Consider the following 17,424-nt stretch of genomic DNA (forward strand, 5'->3'; position numbering starts at 1 on the left):
TTAACACGGTTTATTATACGGAAACTCTCCTTACAATTCAACCATAATCACTCGGTACTTTTTGGATTGTAGATGAACACCTGTTTTCCGATACGCATTAGTCATGATGAATTTGTACGAAACACTATTCAAACAAATGAAGATGACACAGTTTAAAAAGATTACGTTACATTTTTTTACCTTTTATTACTTAGATAAATTCGCTTTACGAGCACATACTAACTATACGAATAATTACTATGGATCAAAGGATGAAAATTTGTGCACGTACTTACTGCTATCATTAGTATCATTTCTGTATTTATTTGGGGAAAATGGAGTGATTGGAAAAAGTACCATTCTACATTGTTGTTTTTTGCTCTGGGGAACTTGGTTTATAATTTTCTAACGGCAAATTACTTTTTGTGGCGTATGGATGCTGACTTTATTTCTAACCATACTTTGACGGAACTGCTTTATAGTTTTATCGTGTTTCCAGCAACGGGTTTACTTTTTTTAGGTAACTACCCTGAAAAAGGAGTAGTAAAACAACTTCTTCATACTTTACAATGGATTGCTATTTATGGCATTTGGGAATTCGTTTTTACTTTGACTGGACATATTGAATATGCATATGGATGGACGCTTGGATGGTCGATCGTAGCTCTATTCTTCATGTTTCCTTTACTAAGGTTGCATGTTAAAAAACCTTTGTTAACCTATGTACTGTTTGCATTAGTCTGTGTTGGGTTCCTTTGGTTGTTTGATGTTCCTGTACATCTACCTGTTGAGGATAGACCAAATTATAGATCATAATGAAAAGCAACAGGCGGGCTTCATAAAAGAGAGAATGTAGGAAATCGATTAGCGAGCTCATCCTTGATTCAACTTTACCTAAGAACGGGTATATAAGTCGTAACCCAAGAGGGTATAAATATACCCTCAGGATTCCAACTCTATCTCACTATGAGGAAGTAATGTTTCTTATTGAAGAAGACGAATATTGTTGGACCATTTTTTGTAAGTCTTTGTGCGCTTCCCTTAGTTCAACTGTCGCATCTACAATTTTTTGGAACCCTTCTAAATCTTTTTCTGATGCATTTAATAATGATTTTGTCATAGCTTCAGCGATTTGTTGTAAGCTTAAGTCTCGGTTCACAAACAGCGACCACCTTTCGTTTTGTTTATTCTTCTTCTTAACTAATTTCTCGAAAAATAAGAATCTCCTGCATAAACTTCTCCACATTTCTCCCTACGTTATCGCAAAAGGGAACAAAAAGTGAGTGGGAAAGGGGAGGTTTTTGTCATATATGTAATTTTCTTAGCTTTCACATGTATCACAACAAAAAAATGCACAGCAAGTAAAGCTGCGCATTTCATCGGTTTGTTTAATCTTGTGGGCGCTTACCCGCTTCCATACCAGATTCTGAAGCTGTCATAATAGGTTTTATGGTTAAATCAGATTGAACTCGAATTTGGCATGAAAGTCTTATGTTCTCCTCACGGTATCCTTTTGCATCTAGTATGGCTGCTTCTGCATCTTGGATTGGACCAGGGTTTCCTTCAATCACTTCAATGCGACAGGTTGTACATCTTGCATTCCCTCCGCAACGATGCAAAATATCGACTTGATTGTCCTCAAGAGCGAGTACGAGTTTTTTTCCTTCTTCAACTTGAAACGATTTTCCTTCAACGTGTATCGTAGGCAAAAGAATACATCTCCTTTATAATGGTTTATGTGTTAGTTTAAACCAGTTTCTTACTAACTAGTCTACTATATTATAAATAGTTTGTCGTTCATTTACAGGTTTCGGGTTACGGCACCTCATATTTAAAAATTAATAACACATTATTTTGAATAGAATTCGAAAAGAAGGAAGGAACTATAGTATAATATAAGAGGCAAAAAAGGAATTAGTTAGAGTAATGCTGATAGAAACAATTAGAGTCGAAAGTGAGTGTTCAGTATGGGTCGTAAGTGGAATAACATTAAGGAGAAAAAAGCTTCAAAGGATGCGAATACGAGTCGAATTTATGCTAAGTTCGGTCGTGAAATTTACGTCGTCGCTAAACAAGGGGAGCCAGATCCTGAATCTAACCGAGCATTAAAAGTTGTACTTGAACGTGCAAAAACATATAGTGTACCCAAAGCCATTATTGATCGTGCGTTAGAAAAAGCTAAAGGCGGATCAGAAGAAAATTACGATGAATTACGTTATGAAGGTTTTGGTCCAAATGGATCAATGGTCATCGTAGATGCGTTAACCAATAATGTGAACCGCACAGCCGCTGAAGTTCGATCTGCTTTTAAGAAAAATGGGGGGAACATGGGGGTAAGTGGTTCGGTTTCCTTTATGTTTGATGCGACTGCAGTTATTGGACTTGAAGGAAAATCGGAAGAAGAAGTTCTTGAATTATTATTAGAAGCTGATGTCGATGTTCGGGATATCATAAGTGAAGGGGATGCGATTATTGTTTATGCAGAACCTGAGCAATTCCACGAAGTCCAAGAAGCTTGTAAAAATGCAGGCGTTTCAGAATTCACAGTAGCAGAATTAACGATGCTTGCTCAAAATGACATGGCCCTTCCAGAAGAGGCACAAACTCAATTTGAAAAATTAATTGATGCACTAGAAGATTTAGAAGATGTTCAGCAAGTGTATCATAATGTAGATCTAAATCAATAAAATAGGATTGTTTTGGGGTGAGCCAAGGAAATTCCATTTGGCTCACTCCTTTTTATTTGCAAGTTCGTAAGATAACCGTTTACTCACGGTTCGCTTTGTGATTTAACACATCACTCTGAAATTTCCTAAGTCGTTTCATCGTTAATCTCCAGTCACGTTGCTCACGCTTCTTTTTTTTCCTTAACAGGATTTTTAATTCTTTCTTTCGGGAGTCGTCATTGAACATTTACAGATGTCCTCCTTTCTAAATTGTAAAACGGGGTTAAGCGCAACTATGAACATGCATATGTCGTTTTCGGCCTGGACTATGACTGTAGGTGATCAGAAATTTTCCAGCTGTTTCATTTCCTTGAATGTAATGGTGTAAAGACAAAAAATTATGTGATCTACTATCTGGAGCAATTGGTTAAGCTAAAATGAACGAACTTCAGGAGGAATGAAATATGGAAGAACATTGTTTTTATTGTCATGATGAAGTTGAGGAACGATTTAGTCATGGAGTCTTTATTCACCAAAATGAACACGTAGATAAGGCTCTTTGCCAAGAATGCTACAAAAATTGGCTAGAGGGGATAAAAAGGATAATTATTTCTTAAAAAGTGGGCTGCCGGATTTTTAGGCAGACCCATGTTAATTAGTTAACAATCATGATCATTGCTTAACGTTGATTCACCTATATCAAGGTCAATATAATCGCTTTGTTTATTTTGTTTATCCACTTTCGGTTCAAGGACATTGGTGATAAAGGTGTATGTACTATGAATGTCTGTAAATGTTTTTTCGGTAAAAACTTCTTTCGTATCAGGGTCGAAAACTTCAGCTGTATAGGTTTTATCAGCTTTATCAAAATAAAGTTTCACTCCATCCCCAAACTCTTCCGGTGGTCTAGGAAGAACAAACACTTCATAACGATCAGATTTTGTTGTAAGCAACTCAATTTTCTCTAATATTTCTATTTTTTTCATAAAGGTGATTCCCCCTTTTATTTGAATTAATAGTAGCCTGTGCGAAATCAATATAGACCATTCACATCGCTTTTTCTTTGTTTTTCAGATATTCCTTATAGTATGATTATAGACACTTAAACAATTTGGTTACTTGAAAGAGGGATTTGAATTCATGAATCATTATACAATTGGAATGGCAGGTCATATTGATCATGGTAAAACAACACTGACGAAAGCGCTTACCAATGTAGATACAGACCGGTTAAAGGAAGAAAAAGAGCGCAGCATATCGATTGAATTAGGATATGCTCCATTTAAAATAAATGATGAGATGGAAGTATCTCTTATTGATGTACCAGGACATGAACGTTTTATTAGACAAATGATAGCAGGAGTTGCTGGAATTGACTTAGTCATGCTTGTAGTTGCAGCTGATGAAGGGGTTATGCCTCAAACAAAGGAACATATCGATATTTTACAATTGCTCGGAATTGATAAGGGCATCATCATTGTAACGAAAATGGACCGTGTTGACGATGAGATAAAAGAAATTGTTGAGTTAGATATAAGAGAAGCAATTGAAGGAACTTTTTTAGAACAAAGCCAATTGTTTTTTGTGGATAGTCTTCACCAGATTGGAATGGACGATGTAAAAAAAGGAATCGAAACGGAACTTTCTGGAAGGCAAGGTCGTGATGCTACTGGAGCTTTTCGGTTGCCTATTGACCAAGTGTTTACGATACATGGGCAGGGGACCGTTGTTAGAGGAACCGTTTATGAAGGAAGTGTGAAGGAAGGAGATGTTCTTGATTTATTGCCACAACGAATCCCAGTTCGAGCAAGGCAAATTCAAGTACATCATCAAGCCAGAGAAAGTGGGCGAGCAGGTCAACGCGTTGCGATTAATGTCGGAGGTGTCTCCAAAAATGACATTACTCGAGGAAACACGCTCGTAGCCACTGGACATTATGAGACAACTCAAACGATTGATGTTGCTCTTACAACTGTTGAGAAGATTTCGTTTCCAGTTAAACAAAGAGGAGCCATTAAAGTACATATTGGAACGGCAGAAGTTTACGGGAAAATCGTTTTTTTTGATCGTAATGAGTTGGTTGAAGGCAATGAGCAAATCGTTTGTCAATTACGATTAGATGAGCCAGTTGTTACGAGAAGAGGAGATCGATTTATCGTTAGAAGACCGACACCAACCGAAACAATCGGTGGGGGGAAAGTGATCGATGCACACGGTGATAAATATAAATTCAGTGACGAAACAATCCGAATGCTGAAAGAGAAAATGGTTGCATCGCCATCAGAAAGATTGAAGCAATTAATCCTTGAACAAAAAGCGATTGCGCTTTCTGATGCGTCAAAAACATTAACGATGACAACAGACGATGTGTTGAAGTTGTTAGAAAGCGAACAACAATTTCATCTGTTACCTTCAAAGGAAATAACAACAGAGAAGGTCATCCTTTCTCTAAAAGAAGCGATACAGGTTGAACTGGAACGTTACCATCATAATTTTCCAATGCGTGAAGGGATAAAGAAGGCGGAAATGGTTCAAACCTATTCATATACATACCCGAAACGACTAATAGAATGGGTGTTTGATGAAGGTTCTAAAGAAGGGTGGATCATTGCTGTTGGTCCTTTTGCAGCCTTACCTAATCATCGTCCACATCCGCCTGAGCAATGGAAGAAGCGAATAGAACAGCTTTTGCTTAGTCTTAAAAAGGAAGGCTTACAAGTTTCTGCGCTTAATGAGCACCTACAAGCACAACAACTTCCACAGGCGATTCATGAAGAAGTTATATATTACTTTCATCATCAGCATGTGTTATATCAAATTGATGAGAAATATTCGATCCACAGAGATTCATTTCAACACGCTGTGAAAAAATTGCGAAACGATACAAATTCGAACTTTAGTTTGAAAAAGGCGAAAGAATCGACTAACTTGTCACGGAAATATTTAGTTCCTTTTTTAGAAAAACTAGATAAGCTAGGATTGACCGTTCGCCAGGAACAAGAGAGGAAATGGAGGGATACAGAAGTTGAACAATGGCTCACAAACAAATGATAAAGTGATGTTATTTACTCCATATTTCAGACAAAGTCGAGGAAATTCGACGACAGCCAAACGTTTAGTAAAAGGGTTAAGAGAAAAAGGAATAACTGTTCATGTTTTTGCCTATGAGGAACGGGTATGGGATGAGGAGGCAGAGCGTTTGTTTCAAGAGGTCGATCTCATTCATATTATCCACCTAAAACGTTTTTCTCACTGGATGAAACGCCATAAAGATGTTCAACTAAACAAGCCGTATATCCTGACTTCTGGTGGTACGGATATTAATGAGGACTTGAAAAATCCAGAAGCTGTAAAGTTGATGGTTTCTGTTGCAGACGAATCATGTGCCATTACCGTTTTTAGCAAAGATGGAAAGGATAAAATTGTCCAAGCTTATCCTCATCTTGCAGAGCGTATCTATGTGATTGCTCAAAGTGTTGAAATGAAAAAGAAAAAAGTGAAATCGTCTATTGGTACGTTGGTTGGAAGTCCTCACTTTTTATTGCCTGCTGGACTTCGACCTGTGAAAGACGTACTTTTCTTGTTTGATGAACTATTGAAAATGAGAAAAACTTGGCCGAATTTAACGTTTACCATTATTGGACCGGTTCTAGATGAAGCCGTCTATAAAAAAGTTGAAAATCTTGAAAAAGAACACAGTTGGTTTCGGTACCAAAGGGAAATAGAATTTGAAGAGATGCCAACTGTATATGAAGCGGCCGATTATGTCTTAAATACATCGATTTCTGAGGGGCAACCCTCTGCATTACTTGAAGCGATGAAGTTAGAAAAACCAGTTCTTGCCCGTAAAATACCAGGTAATGAAAGCATAATTGTTGATAAATTAACAGGCATGTTGTTTCAGACACCAGAAGAGTTCCACGAGAAAGTAAACGAATTGTTCGCTTGGCAAGAAAGAGAGCAAGAGATGGTACAGCTTGCAAAAAAGTATGTTGAGGAACATCATTCTGTTGAGAGAGAAATAAGACAATTTCTTCAGGTATATGAACATTGTTTAGCAAAGGCGTATGTGTAATGGTTATTTCTTTACAAGAAAGAAAATAAGTGGTAGATTTTTCTACATTAGTTTCTAAAAAGGTGGAGAGTTTATGAAGAAATGGGTAATGATTCTTAGTTTGTCAGTTGCTTTAACAGCCTGTGGGACAGACGAGCCAGATGAGGTTGTAGAATCCCCTACAGTTGATGAACCAGGGGAAGAAGCTGTTGAAAGCAACGACAATAGTGTTTTTGAAATTGCGGTGATTCCTTCTCAATCAATGGGGGAAATGCAAACAGGATTAGATAATTTAGAAGCTCATTTAACAGAACGTTTAGGGCGAGAAGTAGTGGTCGAACAGTACCCTAATTATAATGCGGTAGTCGAAGCCATTAATTATAACCATATTGATTTGGCATTTTTAGGTCCATTGACTTATTTGATTGCTCATGAACAAAGCGGGGCTCAAGCCATTATAACTCAAGAGGTAAATGGAAGTCCTTTCTATTTCTCTAACATTATTACACATCATGATAGCGAGTGGGATAATCTTGAGGATCTGTTAGAGGAATCTGCTGATGCTGATTTTGCCTTTGCTAGCATTTCATCTACATCAGGACATCTAATTCCTGGATTACATTTACGTCAACTCGGATATTATGAAAGTGAAAATGAACACGAGTTTAATCAAATTCAATTTGCTGGTTCACATGATATTGTGACGACGCTTGTAAGAGATAAAACAGTGGATGCTGGTGCTGTTGATAGTGCTATTTTGGAAGCTCTTATGAAAGAAGACGACCAAAATGGCGGGACTTTACGAGAAGACATTAAAGTGATTTGGCAGTCTGAGGAATTGTATCAATATCCATGGGTTGTACCTGCTGGGATGAGTGACGAGTTGATTGCAGAAGTTCAAGAAGCATTTTTTGAAATCACGGATGAAGAAATATTACGGATTTTCGGTGGGGCAACTCGATTTGTGGAGGCGGATGATAGTCAGTACGCTGATGTACTAGAAGCTGCCCGCGAATTTGAAATGCTAACATTAGAGTAGAGGGATTGTTTTAAATGGTATGGTTTCGTAGGCGATACATCATTTACATTGTCCTAATCATTATAGCTTTATGGTGGAGTATGGATATGACAGGTTTTGAATGGAGAAAGCTTACGCAAATCGGAAATATATATCACATGGTGACCACTCGTTTCTTCCCTATTGAGTGGTCTCTTTTTCCGAGAATGGCGTACCACAGTCTTGTAACACTAGCCATTGCCTTTTTAGGTACCTTTCTAGCCCTAATCGTTGCGTTGCCACTTAGCTTTTTGGCAGCCAAAAATACAAGTGGGTCGATGGCGATGTATAGTTCGGTACGAGGTGGGCTAAGTGCTCTAAGGTCCGTACCTGAGATTGTGTTTGGGTTAATTTTTGTAACAGCTTTTGGGTTAGGGCCTTTTGCAGCCGTTTTAGCTATTATCCTCCATAATATTGGAGTGCTAGGCAAACTTATCTCAGAATTAGTTGAAGCAGCTGATAATGGACCACAGGAGGCGATGCGGTCGGTCGGTGCAACAAGGTGGGTGGGTCACCTGTTTTCGATCTTGCCCCAAATTTGGCCGAATGTATTATCGCACTACTTTTATCGGTTCGAAGTAGCCATACGGACATCACTTATCCTCGGTTTCATTGGTGGTGGTGGAATCGGACAACAATTATTTAATCACTTTCAAAGCTTCTATTACACAGCCGTTGCACTTGATATTGTCCTTATCATGATTATGGTCATCCTAGTAGACTTCATCGGGGGCCAAATCAGAGCCCGGGTAATATAGATTCGATTCAAAAAGGCGGTTTTCCTTTTTGAATCGAATCGTCGCAAGGAGCGGAGCCGCTGCCAGTTTTTAGTCGACTAAGTGGTTTTCTTAGTGACGTGCAGCGAGTGAGCCCTTGCCTTCAAAAAGGCGGTTTTCCTTTTTGAATGGATTCTGCAATTCATAGTAAGGAGGGAACGTATGCTAACCATTAAAGATTTAATCGTTCGTTATCCTAAAGCAAAAGAAAATGCTCTTAATAAAGTGAATGTAACGATGAACAAAGGTGAATTTATTTGTGTGCTTGGGAAAAGTGGAGCAGGGAAATCAACATTCATTCGCACGATTAATCGTTTGCAAGTTCCTTCATCTGGTAAAATTATATGGGATGACTTAGACCTTACGAGCCTTTCTGAAACGAAAATGAGAAAGGTTCGTTCAGATATGGTCATGATTTTTCAACATTTCAACTTAATTCCTAGAATGACGGTTTTCCAAAATACATTAACAGGGTCTTTTGGACAGAGGCCACCTTATAAAAACATGTTAGGTATTTTTTCTGAGGAAGAAAGAACACGTGGCATTGAAGCATTAAAGGAAGTTGGTCTGGAAAATCATATGGATAAACGTGTAGAGCTCCTTAGTGGTGGACAAAAGCAACGCGTTGGGATTGCTAGAGCACTGCTTCAAGACCCCCAAATATTACTAGGGGATGAACCGGTTGCAAGTTTAGATCCTACTACGTCAAGGACGATATTTGAAATATTAAAAAGAATTCATGAAGAACGACAACTTTTATCGATTGTAAACATTCATGATGTTCATTTGGCTAAGGAGTTTGCCACGAGGATCATCGCTTTTCGAGAAGGTGAATTAATGTTTGATGGGAAACCGGATGAAGTCAATGACAAAATTTTTGCAGAGATTTACCAGTAAAAGGTTAGTGTTTTTATAGTGCTTTAGTCATAAAGAAATTCATGTTTTTCTTTTTTTGTATTTGATAAATAGATCTATCCTCTTATAAGGTTTGTGTTAAAATATGTTCTGGATTACAGATCTGAACAGAGGAGTAAAAGGATGAGACAAAAGAATAAACAGTTGAACAACAAAATAAAGTCTTACGTACAAACGAAATCGACTCTTACATTAGTCCTGAAAATAATTGGTTTTATGGTTGGGGCAATCATTATTTTTTCAATTATTCAATACGAGTTAGTATATCGAGCGTTTGTTTTCATGTTCTTAATTGGTTTTGCTTATGTAGTGAATAAGAAATTGACGCAGCTGAAAGAGTTGATTAGCAACAACATAAAAGAAGCACAACCCGAGCTGGAAATTGATACTCCTGCCGTTGATCAGGAAACGCAAATTTTCGAAAAAGTATTAATAGAGAAAGAAGAGCAACTAGAAAAAATTGATTTAGATCGCACACAATTGCTTGAAGAATTATTCTCAAAAGCGGATTTGAATGACCTGGAAAAGCAATCGTATCGTGAAAAGATTAAACAAAAAGAATCAGAACGTACTCATACAATGGAAGATTTGTTAGTTGTGAAAGGAAGGTTGCACCAAGCTATTCTGGGGACAAAAAAATATTTTGTTAAAGAAGACCCAATGAAAGAAGTAGCGGCGGCTATTGATAAAGAACATGTCCAAGGCACTTCCATAGCCACTCTAAACGAAGAAATTCATACGATTATTCCAATGTTAACAGAAGAGGTTGTATTAAGCTTGAAAAAGAATAACTATATTGATGAAGATCATAATCTGACTCGATCTGGTTACAAATCATTAATGAAAATGGTTGATAAAGAATAGGCAAAAGAAAAACCGCTCCACTTGGAGCGGTTTTTTCATTATGATACGATGATCGGCTTTTCTTGCTTTTCTATCACTTTACCGATGATAGTCGCATGAGCATTTGCTTGATGCATGCTTTGTACATATTTTACGGCTTCCTCACTAGGCAAACTAATTAACAATCCACCTGATGTGATGGCATCACATAAGATACTCTTTTCGACATTTGAAATAGAGGAAGTATATTCAACGCACCCATCTAACCAGCGTTCGTTTGCTTTCGAACCGCCTGGGATAATCCCTTTTTCGGCGAGTTCTCTTGTTCCATCAAGCATGGGAATGGCTTTCATGCTGAGCTCAAACGTTACTTGACTGCCATTAGCCATTTCATAACTGTGTCCAAGTAGGCCAAAACCAGTTACATCTGTTACAGAATTTGGATGTAGGCCGTCAAGGTTCTCGGCTGCTTTTTTGTTTAAAAGAGCCATCATTTCTGTAACGGCTTCTTCTTGTTCTTTTGTAACAGCTTCACGTTTAATCCCTGTTGTTAAGATTCCAACCCCGATTGGCTTTGTTAAAACAAGAGAATCCCCAGGTTTTGCACCAACATTTTTAAAGATCCGGTCTGGATGAGCTAGTCCAGTTACAGAAAGTCCAAATTTTGGTTCTTGATCATCAATGGAGTGTCCTCCAACAATGATCGCACCAGCTTCTTTTGTTTTATCTGCTGCACCTCTTAATATGTCAGCAAGTACTTCTGGGGGAAGTTTAGTGATCGGAAAACCTACAATATTCATAACAGTCGTTGGTTTTCCACCCATTGCATATACATCGCTCAAAGCATTTGCTGCTGCTATTTGACCAAACATATATGCATCATCTACGACTGGTGTAAAATAATCAACCGTTTGAATCATCGCTAAGTCATCTGTTAACCGATAAGCTCCGGCATCATCAGATGTATCAAGCCCAACTAGTAAATTGGGATCGTCAGTTTGTTTAGGTAAATGACGCAAAACTTGCGCCAGGTCCTCTGGACCAATTTTGCATCCTCAACCAGCTTTAGTTGAAAATGAAGTTAAACGAATTTGTTCATGTTTCGTCACAAGTAACCCCTCCCTAACGGTTCGTTCAAACACTTATAGTGTGCGATTAGAATGAAATATTTTGCATCATTTATCATATTATCCTACAATATAGATGAAACCAAAGTAAAGGAGTTTGATTTTGCATGGAATTCAAAGTAACGGTTGAATTTTGTATGATGTGAAATTATGCACCAAAAGCCGTGAGTGTCACGGATGAAATTCTTAACCATTTTCGTAGTAAAGTGAAAGAGGTTACCTTGCTTACAAGTGGCGGTGGCGTATTTGAAGTTACTGTGAACAACCAATTAATTTACTCAAAAAAGGAAACAGGAGTTTTTCCTGATGCAAAACAATTAATTGAAACAATTGAAAAGATGGGTTAAATGAATGGGGTGACTAAATGTTCTCACTTAGTTGGAAGACGCTAGAATAAAGAAGTAGCTATCTATCGTGCCAGGTGAGAACGGTTTAAGTCACCTTTTTTTAGAAAGGAAGACCATACATGTATCAATTACTGCGGCAAATCCCAGCAATTCATGAATTGCAGCAAAGTCGGTTGTTTCTTGAATTAATAAAAACAAAGCAAGCTTCAAAAGCAAAGCTGACAGAATGGCTGCAAGAGGCGGTTTCTGATATTCGAAAAGAAATTTTAGCCGGTGAATGGAAAGATGAAGATAATGTGGTTGAATTCACTGAAATGGTCTTTGCTCGTGTATCAGAGCGTCTTAGTGATCATTCAACCTATAGAATAAGGCGTGTTATTAACGGGACGGGTACGGTACTTCATACCAATTTAGGTAGAGCCAGGCTGAGTGAGGAAGCGATCCAACAAGTCACTGAAACCGCCTATTCCTATTCGAACTTAGAGTATAACCTTTCGTTAGGCAAACGAGGTTCACGTCATGACCTTATTGAGGACCTCGTGAAAGAAACAACAGGTGCAGAAGCAGCGATGGTTGTTAATAATAATGCCGCAGCTGTTTACTTAGTCCTAAAAGCGTTAGCGAAAGGACAAGAAGTAATTGTTTCAAGAGGGGAGTTAGTTGAGATAGGAGGGTCTTTTCGTGTATCTTCTATTATGGAGGAAAGCGGAGCTAGCCTTGTGGAAGTTGGGACAACAAACAAAACGCATCTATATGATTATGAAGGTGCGATTACCGACGATACAGCTATGGTGATGAAAGTACATACGAGTAATTTTAAAGTGATTGGCTTCACAAAAGAGGTCTCTATTTCAGAATTAAAATCAGTTGCAAAAGCACATGATATCATATTGTACGAAGATTTAGGTAGCGGTGCAATTTATGATTTGAAACAAGATAAAATCGGTAGTGAACCAACCGTAACAGAAGCGCTTGAAAATGGAGCTGATTTGGTTACATTTAGTGGAGACAAGCTCCTAGGAGGGCCGCAAGCAGGTATTATAGCAGGAAAGAAAAAGTGGATCGATATTTTAAAGAAACATCAGCTTGCCCGAGTTTTGCGTGTTGATAAGATGACCCTTGCGGCACTTGAAGCCACATTAAAAGCTTATGCAAATGAAGATAATGTTACGAAATCATTGCCAACACTACGAGCTATTCGCTTGAAAAAGGAAGAGATTTCAGCACGTATTCAAGCATTTTCTGCTCAGTTGTCTCCAATTTGGAATATGGTTATAAAGTCAGATGTCTCACAAGTTGGTGGTGGAACGATGCCTGAAGTTGAACTTGAGACAGAATTGTTATTGTTGTCTACTAAAAAACACAAAGCGCAATTTATTCATGACGAGTTAAGGAAGGGAACGCCCGCAGTTGTTTCCCGAATCGTTTACGACCAAATTGCACTAGACTTTCGTACAATTGAAGAACATGAATTTGAAGAGTTGCATAAACGTTTAAAAGAATTCGAATAAAGATGAGGAGACCGGGTATGGAAGGAAAAAAAGCTTCAGAATCCAAAACAGTTTTGACCGATTTAGTTTTACCACCAGATACGAATTATCATGGAACGATTTTCGGTGGAAATGTAATGGCGTATATAGATAAAGTAGCGAGCATTGTTGCGATGAGGCATTCTCGAGCTATGGTTGTAACGGCTTCAAGTGATAGCTTAGATTTTATAGCTCCCATTAAGACGGGGGAGGCGATTTGTTTAGAGGGCTTTATCACCTACACTCGTAACACGTCAATGGAAGTTTTCGTCAAAGTGGAGGCGGAAGATTTGCTAAAAGGTGAACGTCGACTGACAGCTACTTCGTATTTGACATTTGTTGCTCTGGATGGTGATGGCAAGCCGAAAACTGTTCCACCCGTCATACCTGAAACAGAAGAAGAAAAGTGGCATTGGGAAGGCGCAGCCGAGCGCTTTCAACAACGAAGCAAACGAAGAGAAGTACGAAAGGAAAGACAAAAGAAAGATACTCAATAAGAAGAAGGGGGGCTTTCCACGGTCGTTGGACTCCCCCCTTCTTGCTATTCATTACCCTTCGCCGTTGCTTTGACTAACTTGATTTCGTTTTTTGACCTTTTTTGAGCCACTTAATGGTACTGGTTGTCCGGAGTGAGCTCCTTTAGGCTGATTTCTTCGTTGGTCTTTATGTGTATTGTGCTCAGTCATAATTGTCATCCCTCCTCGATTGTAGTATCTCTGGCAATCGCCTAAGTATACGAATAATCATCTACGTTTGCCACACCCTAATACCGAGCTCATTCAAGGGGGAATAACATGCTACATTCCAGTAAACAACGTACTGTTGAGGCTGGTCGTCAAGCTGTTTTGAAAGCTCAAAAAGCGGTTGGGAACATAAATGCACATGAAGGCGATAGGAAAGCCCAATTAAATAAAAAAGCATAAAGGTTGTCACCATGTTAAAGAAGGTAGAGGAATCCTGTTTTATGGCCCCTCTACCTTTTTTGTTACTGACGCTTTTTTGTTTTTTTGTTGTGTTGACGTTCCATTTCGGTTAAAGGCTCATTTGCTGGTTTTTCACGGTGTGCTGCATTATGCTCTAATACTCTTTTGTCTTGTTCGTCTGGTTGTTGTTTAGCCATGAAATTACACCTCCACAAGTCGTAGGATTTGTGATCTCTGGCCTATTTATACAAGATTATCCTCTATATATGAGTAACGATCTCTAGACTTTTCCGTAAATAATGACTTACTTTTTAAAAGAATTTAAAAAAAGCATTTATTCTTCACAAAAGTTTTGATATTCTAGAGAGGGACTGTTTTGTCGAATCAGTTAAGCGCTTTCTATTTATGGAATAAATAGACTAGTCAGTCTCTGGCTTAGACAATTATGACAGTTTACGGTATGATAGTCTTGTAAAGGGAGGGTATACATATGTCAACGAAAAAAGATGTATTCAATGCAAAAACATCCTTTTCTTTGGATGGAAAGACAATTAATTATTACTCTTTAAAAGCACTAGAGGATGCTGGGTTAGGTAATGTTTCAAAACTACCATATTCAGTTAAGGTTTTACTAGAATCAGTTCTTCGTCAATACGATGGTTATGTTATTAAAGAAGAGCATGTTGAAAATTTAGCGAAATGGGGAACGAGCGAATTAAAAGATATCGACGTACCTTTTAAACCATCTCGTGTTATTCTTCAAGATTTTACAGGTGTGCCAGCAGTTGTAGACCTTGCTTCCTTACGTAAAGCAATGGCTGACCTCGGCGGGAACCCAGATCAAATTAATCCTGAAATTCCAGTTGACTTAGTCATTGACCACTCAGTTCAAGTTGATAAAGCTGGTACAATGGATTCTTTAGATTTTAATATGAATTTAGAATTTCAACGTAATGAAGAGCGTTATCAGTTTTTAAGTTGGGCGAAGAAAGCGTTTGATAACTATCGCGCTGTTCCTCCAGCTACAGGTATCGTTCACCAAGTTAACCTTGAGCACATTGCAAATGTTGTTCATGCTGTTGAACAAGATGGTGAAACACTTGCTTTCCCTGATACGCTTGTCGGTACAGACTCACATACAACTATGATTAACGGTATCGGTGTTCTTGGTTGGGGTGTAGGTGGTATCGAAGCTGAAGCTGGAATGCTAGGACAACCGTCTTACTTCCCTGTACCGGAAGTTATTGGGGTGAAATTTACCGGCTCTCTTCCAAGTGGAACAACTGCTACAGATGTAGCTTTAAAAGTAACACAAGTGTTACGTGAGAAAAAAGTTGTAGGTAAGTTTGTTGAGTTCTTCGGTCCTGGTTTAGCCGAGATGCCACTAGCTGACCGTGCAACGATCTCGAACATGGCTCCAGAATACGGTGCAACTTGTGGTTTCTTCCCAGTTGATGTAGAAGCACTAAACTACATGCGTTTAACTGGCCGTTCAGAAGAGCAAATCAAGCTTGTAGAAGAGTACTCAAAAGCAAATGACTTGTTCTATGTTCCAGGAGAAACGCCTGACCCTACGTATACAAGTGTTGTAGAGGTTGATCTTTCTGAAATTGAAGCTAACCTTTCTGGTCCAAAGCGTCCACAAGATCTTGTTCGTTTGTCTGATATGCAAAAATCTTTCCGTGATGCAGTAGTTGCACCACAAGGAACTCAAGGTTTAGGACAAACAGAAGCAGAATTTGATAAAAAGGTTCCAGTCAAATTCAAAGATGGTCGCGAAACGGTTATGGAAACGGGTTCAATTGCGATCGCGGCGATTACAAGCTGTACGAACACTTCAAATCCTTATGTACTAATTGGAGCAGGTCTTGTTGCCAAAAAAGCTGTTGAGTTAGGTCTTGAAGTCCCTGAATTTGTAAAAACTTCATTAGCACCGGGTTCAAAAGTTGTTACAGGTTATTTAACTGATTCAGGACTTCTTCCATACTTAGAAAAATTAGGTTATAACCTAGTTGGGTACGGCTGTACGACTTGTATCGGAAACTCTGGTCCTCTTGAGGATGAGATTGAAGAAGCAATCGCTAACAGTGATTTAACTGTAACTTCAGTGCTATCAGGTAACCGTAACTTCGAAGGGCGTATCCATCCATTAGTGAAAGCCAACTATCTTGCATCTCCGCCGCTTGTAGTTGCTTATTCTCTTGCGGGAACAGTGGATATCGATCTTCAAAATGACCCAATTGGTCAAGATAAGAACGGAAAAGATGTATTCTTTGCAGATATTTGGCCTACTTCAGATGAAATCTCTAAAGTGGTTTCTGAAACAGTTACACCTGAGTTGTTCCGTCGTGAATACGAGAATGTATTTAGCAGCAATCCTCGTTGGAACGAAATTGAGACAACTGATGATGCTCTTTATAAGTGGGATGAGGAATCAACATACATTGCTAACCCTACGTTCTTCGAAAATCTGTCTCCAGATCCAGAAGATATTAAGCCATTATCAAGCCTACGTGTCATCGGTAAATTTGGTGATACAGTAACAACCGACCACATTTCACCAGCTGGTGCAATTGGTAAAGATACACCTGCAGGTAAATACTTAATTTCTAAAGGTGTTCAGCCTAAAGATTTCAACTCTTACGGTTCACGTCGTGGTAACCACGAAGTTATGATGAGAGGTACTTTTGCTAACATCCGTATCCGTAACCAAATCGCTCCTGGTACAGAAGGTGGTTACACAACTTACTGGCCTACTGGCGAAGTGACATCTATTTATGATGCAGCAATGAAATACAAAGAAGAAGGTACTGGCTTAGCTATTTTGGCTGGTAAAGATTACGGTATGGGAAGTTCTCGTGACTGGGCTGCCAAAGGTACAAACCTACTTGGTATTAAGACAGTTATTGCTGAGAGCTATGAGCGTATCCACCGTAGTAACCTTGTTCTTATGGGTGTTCTTCCACTTCAATTTAAAGACGGAGATAGTGCAGAATCTTTAGGGTTAACAGGTGAAGAGTCATTCGATGTTCAAATTACGAACGACGTAAAACCACGTGAAATGGTAAAAGTCGTTGCTACGAATAAAGATGGCAAGAAAACGGAATTTGACGTACTAGTTCGCTTCGATAGTGAAGTTGAGTTGGATTACTACCGTCATGGTGGTATCTTACAAATGGTACTTCGTAACAAGCTTGCTCAATAATAC

General features: G+C 38.6%; 20 protein-coding genes and 1 pseudogene. 14 read left to right on the forward strand and 7 right to left on the reverse strand.

Features of this window, described 5'->3' with window-relative positions:
* The first annotated feature begins 261 nt into the window (after positions 1 to 261).
* The gene (locus tag JCM9140_RS01470; protein ID WP_034741368.1) at positions 262 to 795 is read left to right on the forward strand and encodes a CBO0543 family protein; all 534 of its coding nucleotides are present in this window, start codon (positions 262 to 264) and stop codon (positions 793 to 795) included.
* Positions 796 to 943: 148 nt separating this feature from the next.
* Here JCM9140_RS01470 and JCM9140_RS01475 read toward each other — a convergent pair whose 3' ends face one another.
* Together JCM9140_RS01475 and JCM9140_RS01480 are read right to left on the reverse strand one after the other, a co-directional pair.
* Positions 944 to 1,138 (reverse strand): hypothetical protein, encoded by a 195-nt coding sequence (locus JCM9140_RS01475; protein ID WP_034741372.1) that lies wholly within the window; start codon positions 1,136 to 1,138, stop codon positions 944 to 946.
* Positions 1,139 to 1,367: 229 nt separating this feature from the next.
* Positions 1,368 to 1,688, reverse strand: coding sequence for a 2Fe-2S iron-sulfur cluster-binding protein (locus tag JCM9140_RS01480; RefSeq protein WP_034741376.1), 321 nt, complete (start codon positions 1,686 to 1,688; stop codon positions 1,368 to 1,370).
* A 258-nt stretch (positions 1,689 to 1,946) separates the two neighbouring features.
* Here JCM9140_RS01480 and JCM9140_RS01485 point away from each other — a divergent pair, with 258 nt between their 5' ends.
* Entirely contained in the window at positions 1,947 to 2,666 is a 720-nt protein-coding gene (locus JCM9140_RS01485; protein WP_034741378.1) for a YebC/PmpR family DNA-binding transcriptional regulator, read from the forward strand.
* A 79-nt stretch (positions 2,667 to 2,745) separates the two neighbouring features.
* On the opposite strand, the gene JCM9140_RS23465 is transcribed toward JCM9140_RS01485, so the two are convergent.
* Complete coding sequence (locus JCM9140_RS23465) at positions 2,746 to 2,892, reverse strand: hypothetical protein (RefSeq protein WP_156314711.1); 147 nt, start codon at positions 2,890 to 2,892, stop codon at positions 2,746 to 2,748.
* Positions 2,893 to 3,109: 217 nt separating this feature from the next.
* Here JCM9140_RS23465 and JCM9140_RS23470 point away from each other — a divergent pair, with 217 nt between their 5' ends.
* A complete protein-coding gene (locus JCM9140_RS23470; RefSeq protein ID WP_166485442.1) occupies positions 3,110 to 3,262 on the forward strand; it encodes a hypothetical protein in 153 nt (50 codons plus the stop codon).
* Positions 3,263 to 3,304: 42 nt separating this feature from the next.
* On the opposite strand, the gene JCM9140_RS01490 is transcribed toward JCM9140_RS23470, so the two are convergent.
* Positions 3,305 to 3,631, reverse strand: a complete 327-nt coding sequence (locus JCM9140_RS01490; protein ID WP_034741381.1) for a hypothetical protein — start codon at positions 3,629 to 3,631, stop codon at positions 3,305 to 3,307.
* 154 nt (positions 3,632 to 3,785) lie between these two features.
* Here JCM9140_RS01490 and selB point away from each other — a divergent pair, with 154 nt between their 5' ends.
* The 6 genes from selB to JCM9140_RS01520 all read left to right on the forward strand — a co-directional run bounded on the left by selB (position 3,786) and on the right by JCM9140_RS01520 (position 10,311).
* A complete protein-coding gene (gene selB / locus JCM9140_RS01495; protein ID WP_034741384.1) occupies positions 3,786 to 5,696 on the forward strand; it encodes a selenocysteine-specific translation elongation factor in 1,911 nt (636 codons plus the stop codon).
* Positions 5,671 to 6,720 (forward strand): glycosyltransferase, encoded by a 1,050-nt coding sequence (locus JCM9140_RS01500; protein WP_052001989.1) that lies wholly within the window; start codon positions 5,671 to 5,673, stop codon positions 6,718 to 6,720. The genes selB and JCM9140_RS01500 overlap by 26 nt, the downstream gene beginning before the upstream one ends.
* Positions 6,721 to 6,793: 73 nt before the next feature.
* Positions 6,794 to 7,738 (forward strand): phosphate/phosphite/phosphonate ABC transporter substrate-binding protein, encoded by a 945-nt coding sequence (phnD, locus tag JCM9140_RS01505; RefSeq protein ID WP_034741387.1) that lies wholly within the window; start codon positions 6,794 to 6,796, stop codon positions 7,736 to 7,738.
* 14 nt (positions 7,739 to 7,752) lie between these two features.
* On the forward strand, positions 7,753 to 8,514 hold the full coding sequence (gene phnE / locus JCM9140_RS01510) for a phosphonate ABC transporter, permease protein PhnE (RefSeq protein ID WP_034741390.1): 762 nt from the start codon (positions 7,753 to 7,755) through the stop codon (positions 8,512 to 8,514).
* A gap of 180 nt (positions 8,515 to 8,694) precedes the next feature.
* A complete protein-coding gene (phnC, locus tag JCM9140_RS01515) occupies positions 8,695 to 9,429 on the forward strand; it encodes a phosphonate ABC transporter ATP-binding protein (RefSeq protein WP_034741393.1) in 735 nt (244 codons plus the stop codon).
* 141 nt (positions 9,430 to 9,570) lie between these two features.
* The gene (locus JCM9140_RS01520; protein WP_034741396.1) at positions 9,571 to 10,311 is read left to right on the forward strand and encodes a hypothetical protein; all 741 of its coding nucleotides are present in this window, start codon (positions 9,571 to 9,573) and stop codon (positions 10,309 to 10,311) included.
* Positions 10,312 to 10,349: 38 nt separating this feature from the next.
* On the opposite strand, the gene selD is transcribed toward JCM9140_RS01520, so the two are convergent.
* The gene (selD, locus tag JCM9140_RS01525; protein WP_081727524.1) at positions 10,350 to 11,399 is read right to left on the reverse strand and encodes a selenide, water dikinase SelD; all 1,050 of its coding nucleotides are present in this window, start codon (positions 11,397 to 11,399) and stop codon (positions 10,350 to 10,352) included.
* Positions 11,400 to 11,575: 176 nt separating this feature from the next.
* Between selD and JCM9140_RS01530 the strand changes: the two are divergent.
* The 3 genes and pseudogenes from JCM9140_RS01530 to JCM9140_RS01540 all read left to right on the forward strand — a co-directional run.
* Positions 11,576 to 11,764, forward strand: a pseudogene (locus JCM9140_RS01530) (Rdx family protein); the annotation flags it as partial.
* 119 nt (positions 11,765 to 11,883) lie between these two features.
* Positions 11,884 to 13,275 (forward strand): L-seryl-tRNA(Sec) selenium transferase, encoded by a 1,392-nt coding sequence (selA, locus tag JCM9140_RS01535; RefSeq protein ID WP_034741405.1) that lies wholly within the window; start codon positions 11,884 to 11,886, stop codon positions 13,273 to 13,275.
* Between the two features lie 17 nt (positions 13,276 to 13,292).
* Entirely contained in the window at positions 13,293 to 13,790 is a 498-nt protein-coding gene (locus tag JCM9140_RS01540; protein ID WP_034741408.1) for an acyl-CoA thioesterase, read from the forward strand.
* 51 nt (positions 13,791 to 13,841) lie between these two features.
* Here the strand turns inward: JCM9140_RS01540 and JCM9140_RS01545 are convergent, their stop codons facing one another.
* The gene (locus tag JCM9140_RS01545) at positions 13,842 to 13,979 is read right to left on the reverse strand and encodes a small acid-soluble spore protein P (RefSeq protein WP_034741411.1); all 138 of its coding nucleotides are present in this window, start codon (positions 13,977 to 13,979) and stop codon (positions 13,842 to 13,844) included.
* Positions 13,980 to 14,087: 108 nt separating this feature from the next.
* Here JCM9140_RS01545 and JCM9140_RS24805 point away from each other — a divergent pair, with 108 nt between their 5' ends.
* Positions 14,088 to 14,216, forward strand: a complete 129-nt coding sequence (locus JCM9140_RS24805; RefSeq protein ID WP_268870546.1) for a hypothetical protein — start codon at positions 14,088 to 14,090, stop codon at positions 14,214 to 14,216.
* Between the two features lie 62 nt (positions 14,217 to 14,278).
* Here JCM9140_RS24805 and JCM9140_RS23475 read toward each other — a convergent pair whose 3' ends face one another.
* Entirely contained in the window at positions 14,279 to 14,413 is a 135-nt protein-coding gene (locus tag JCM9140_RS23475) for a small acid-soluble spore protein O (RefSeq protein ID WP_156314713.1), read from the reverse strand.
* A 293-nt stretch (positions 14,414 to 14,706) separates the two neighbouring features.
* On the opposite strand from JCM9140_RS23475, the gene acnA reads away from it, so the two are divergent.
* A complete protein-coding gene (gene acnA / locus JCM9140_RS01550) occupies positions 14,707 to 17,421 on the forward strand; it encodes an aconitate hydratase AcnA (protein ID WP_034741414.1) in 2,715 nt (904 codons plus the stop codon).
* Positions 17,422 to 17,424: the final 3 nt, after the last annotated feature.

It is taken from the genome of Halalkalibacter wakoensis JCM 9140, from assembly GCF_000513095.1.
GTDB lineage: Bacteria > Bacillota > Bacilli > Bacillales > Bacillaceae_D > Halalkalibacter > Halalkalibacter wakoensis.

Coding starts and splice junctions, on each gene's coding strand:
- JCM9140_RS01485 (WP_034741378.1), top strand. CDS start 1,947: ATGGGTCGTAAGTGGAATAACATTAAGGAGAAAAAAGCTTCAAAGGAT.
- JCM9140_RS23465 (WP_156314711.1), bottom strand. CDS start 2,892: ATGTTCAATGACGACTCCCGAAAGAAAGAATTAAAAATCCTGTTAAGG.
- JCM9140_RS23470 (WP_166485442.1), top strand. CDS start 3,110: ATGGAAGAACATTGTTTTTATTGTCATGATGAAGTTGAGGAACGATTT.
- JCM9140_RS01490 (WP_034741381.1), bottom strand. CDS start 3,631: ATGAAAAAAATAGAAATATTAGAGAAAATTGAGTTGCTTACAACAAAA.
- selB (WP_034741384.1), top strand. CDS start 3,786: ATGAATCATTATACAATTGGAATGGCAGGTCATATTGATCATGGTAAA.
- phnD (WP_034741387.1), top strand. CDS start 6,794: ATGAAGAAATGGGTAATGATTCTTAGTTTGTCAGTTGCTTTAACAGCC.
- phnE (WP_034741390.1), top strand. CDS start 7,753: ATGGTATGGTTTCGTAGGCGATACATCATTTACATTGTCCTAATCATT.
- phnC (WP_034741393.1), top strand. CDS start 8,695: ATGCTAACCATTAAAGATTTAATCGTTCGTTATCCTAAAGCAAAAGAA.
- JCM9140_RS01520 (WP_034741396.1), top strand. CDS start 9,571: ATGAGACAAAAGAATAAACAGTTGAACAACAAAATAAAGTCTTACGTA.
- selA (WP_034741405.1), top strand. CDS start 11,884: ATGTATCAATTACTGCGGCAAATCCCAGCAATTCATGAATTGCAGCAA.
- JCM9140_RS01540 (WP_034741408.1), top strand. CDS start 13,293: ATGGAAGGAAAAAAAGCTTCAGAATCCAAAACAGTTTTGACCGATTTA.
- JCM9140_RS01545 (WP_034741411.1), bottom strand. CDS start 13,979: ATGACTGAGCACAATACACATAAAGACCAACGAAGAAATCAGCCTAAA.
- JCM9140_RS24805 (WP_268870546.1), top strand. CDS start 14,088: ATGCTACATTCCAGTAAACAACGTACTGTTGAGGCTGGTCGTCAAGCT.
- JCM9140_RS23475 (WP_156314713.1), bottom strand. CDS start 14,413: ATGGCTAAACAACAACCAGACGAACAAGACAAAAGAGTATTAGAGCAT.
- acnA (WP_034741414.1), top strand. CDS start 14,707: ATGTCAACGAAAAAAGATGTATTCAATGCAAAAACATCCTTTTCTTTG.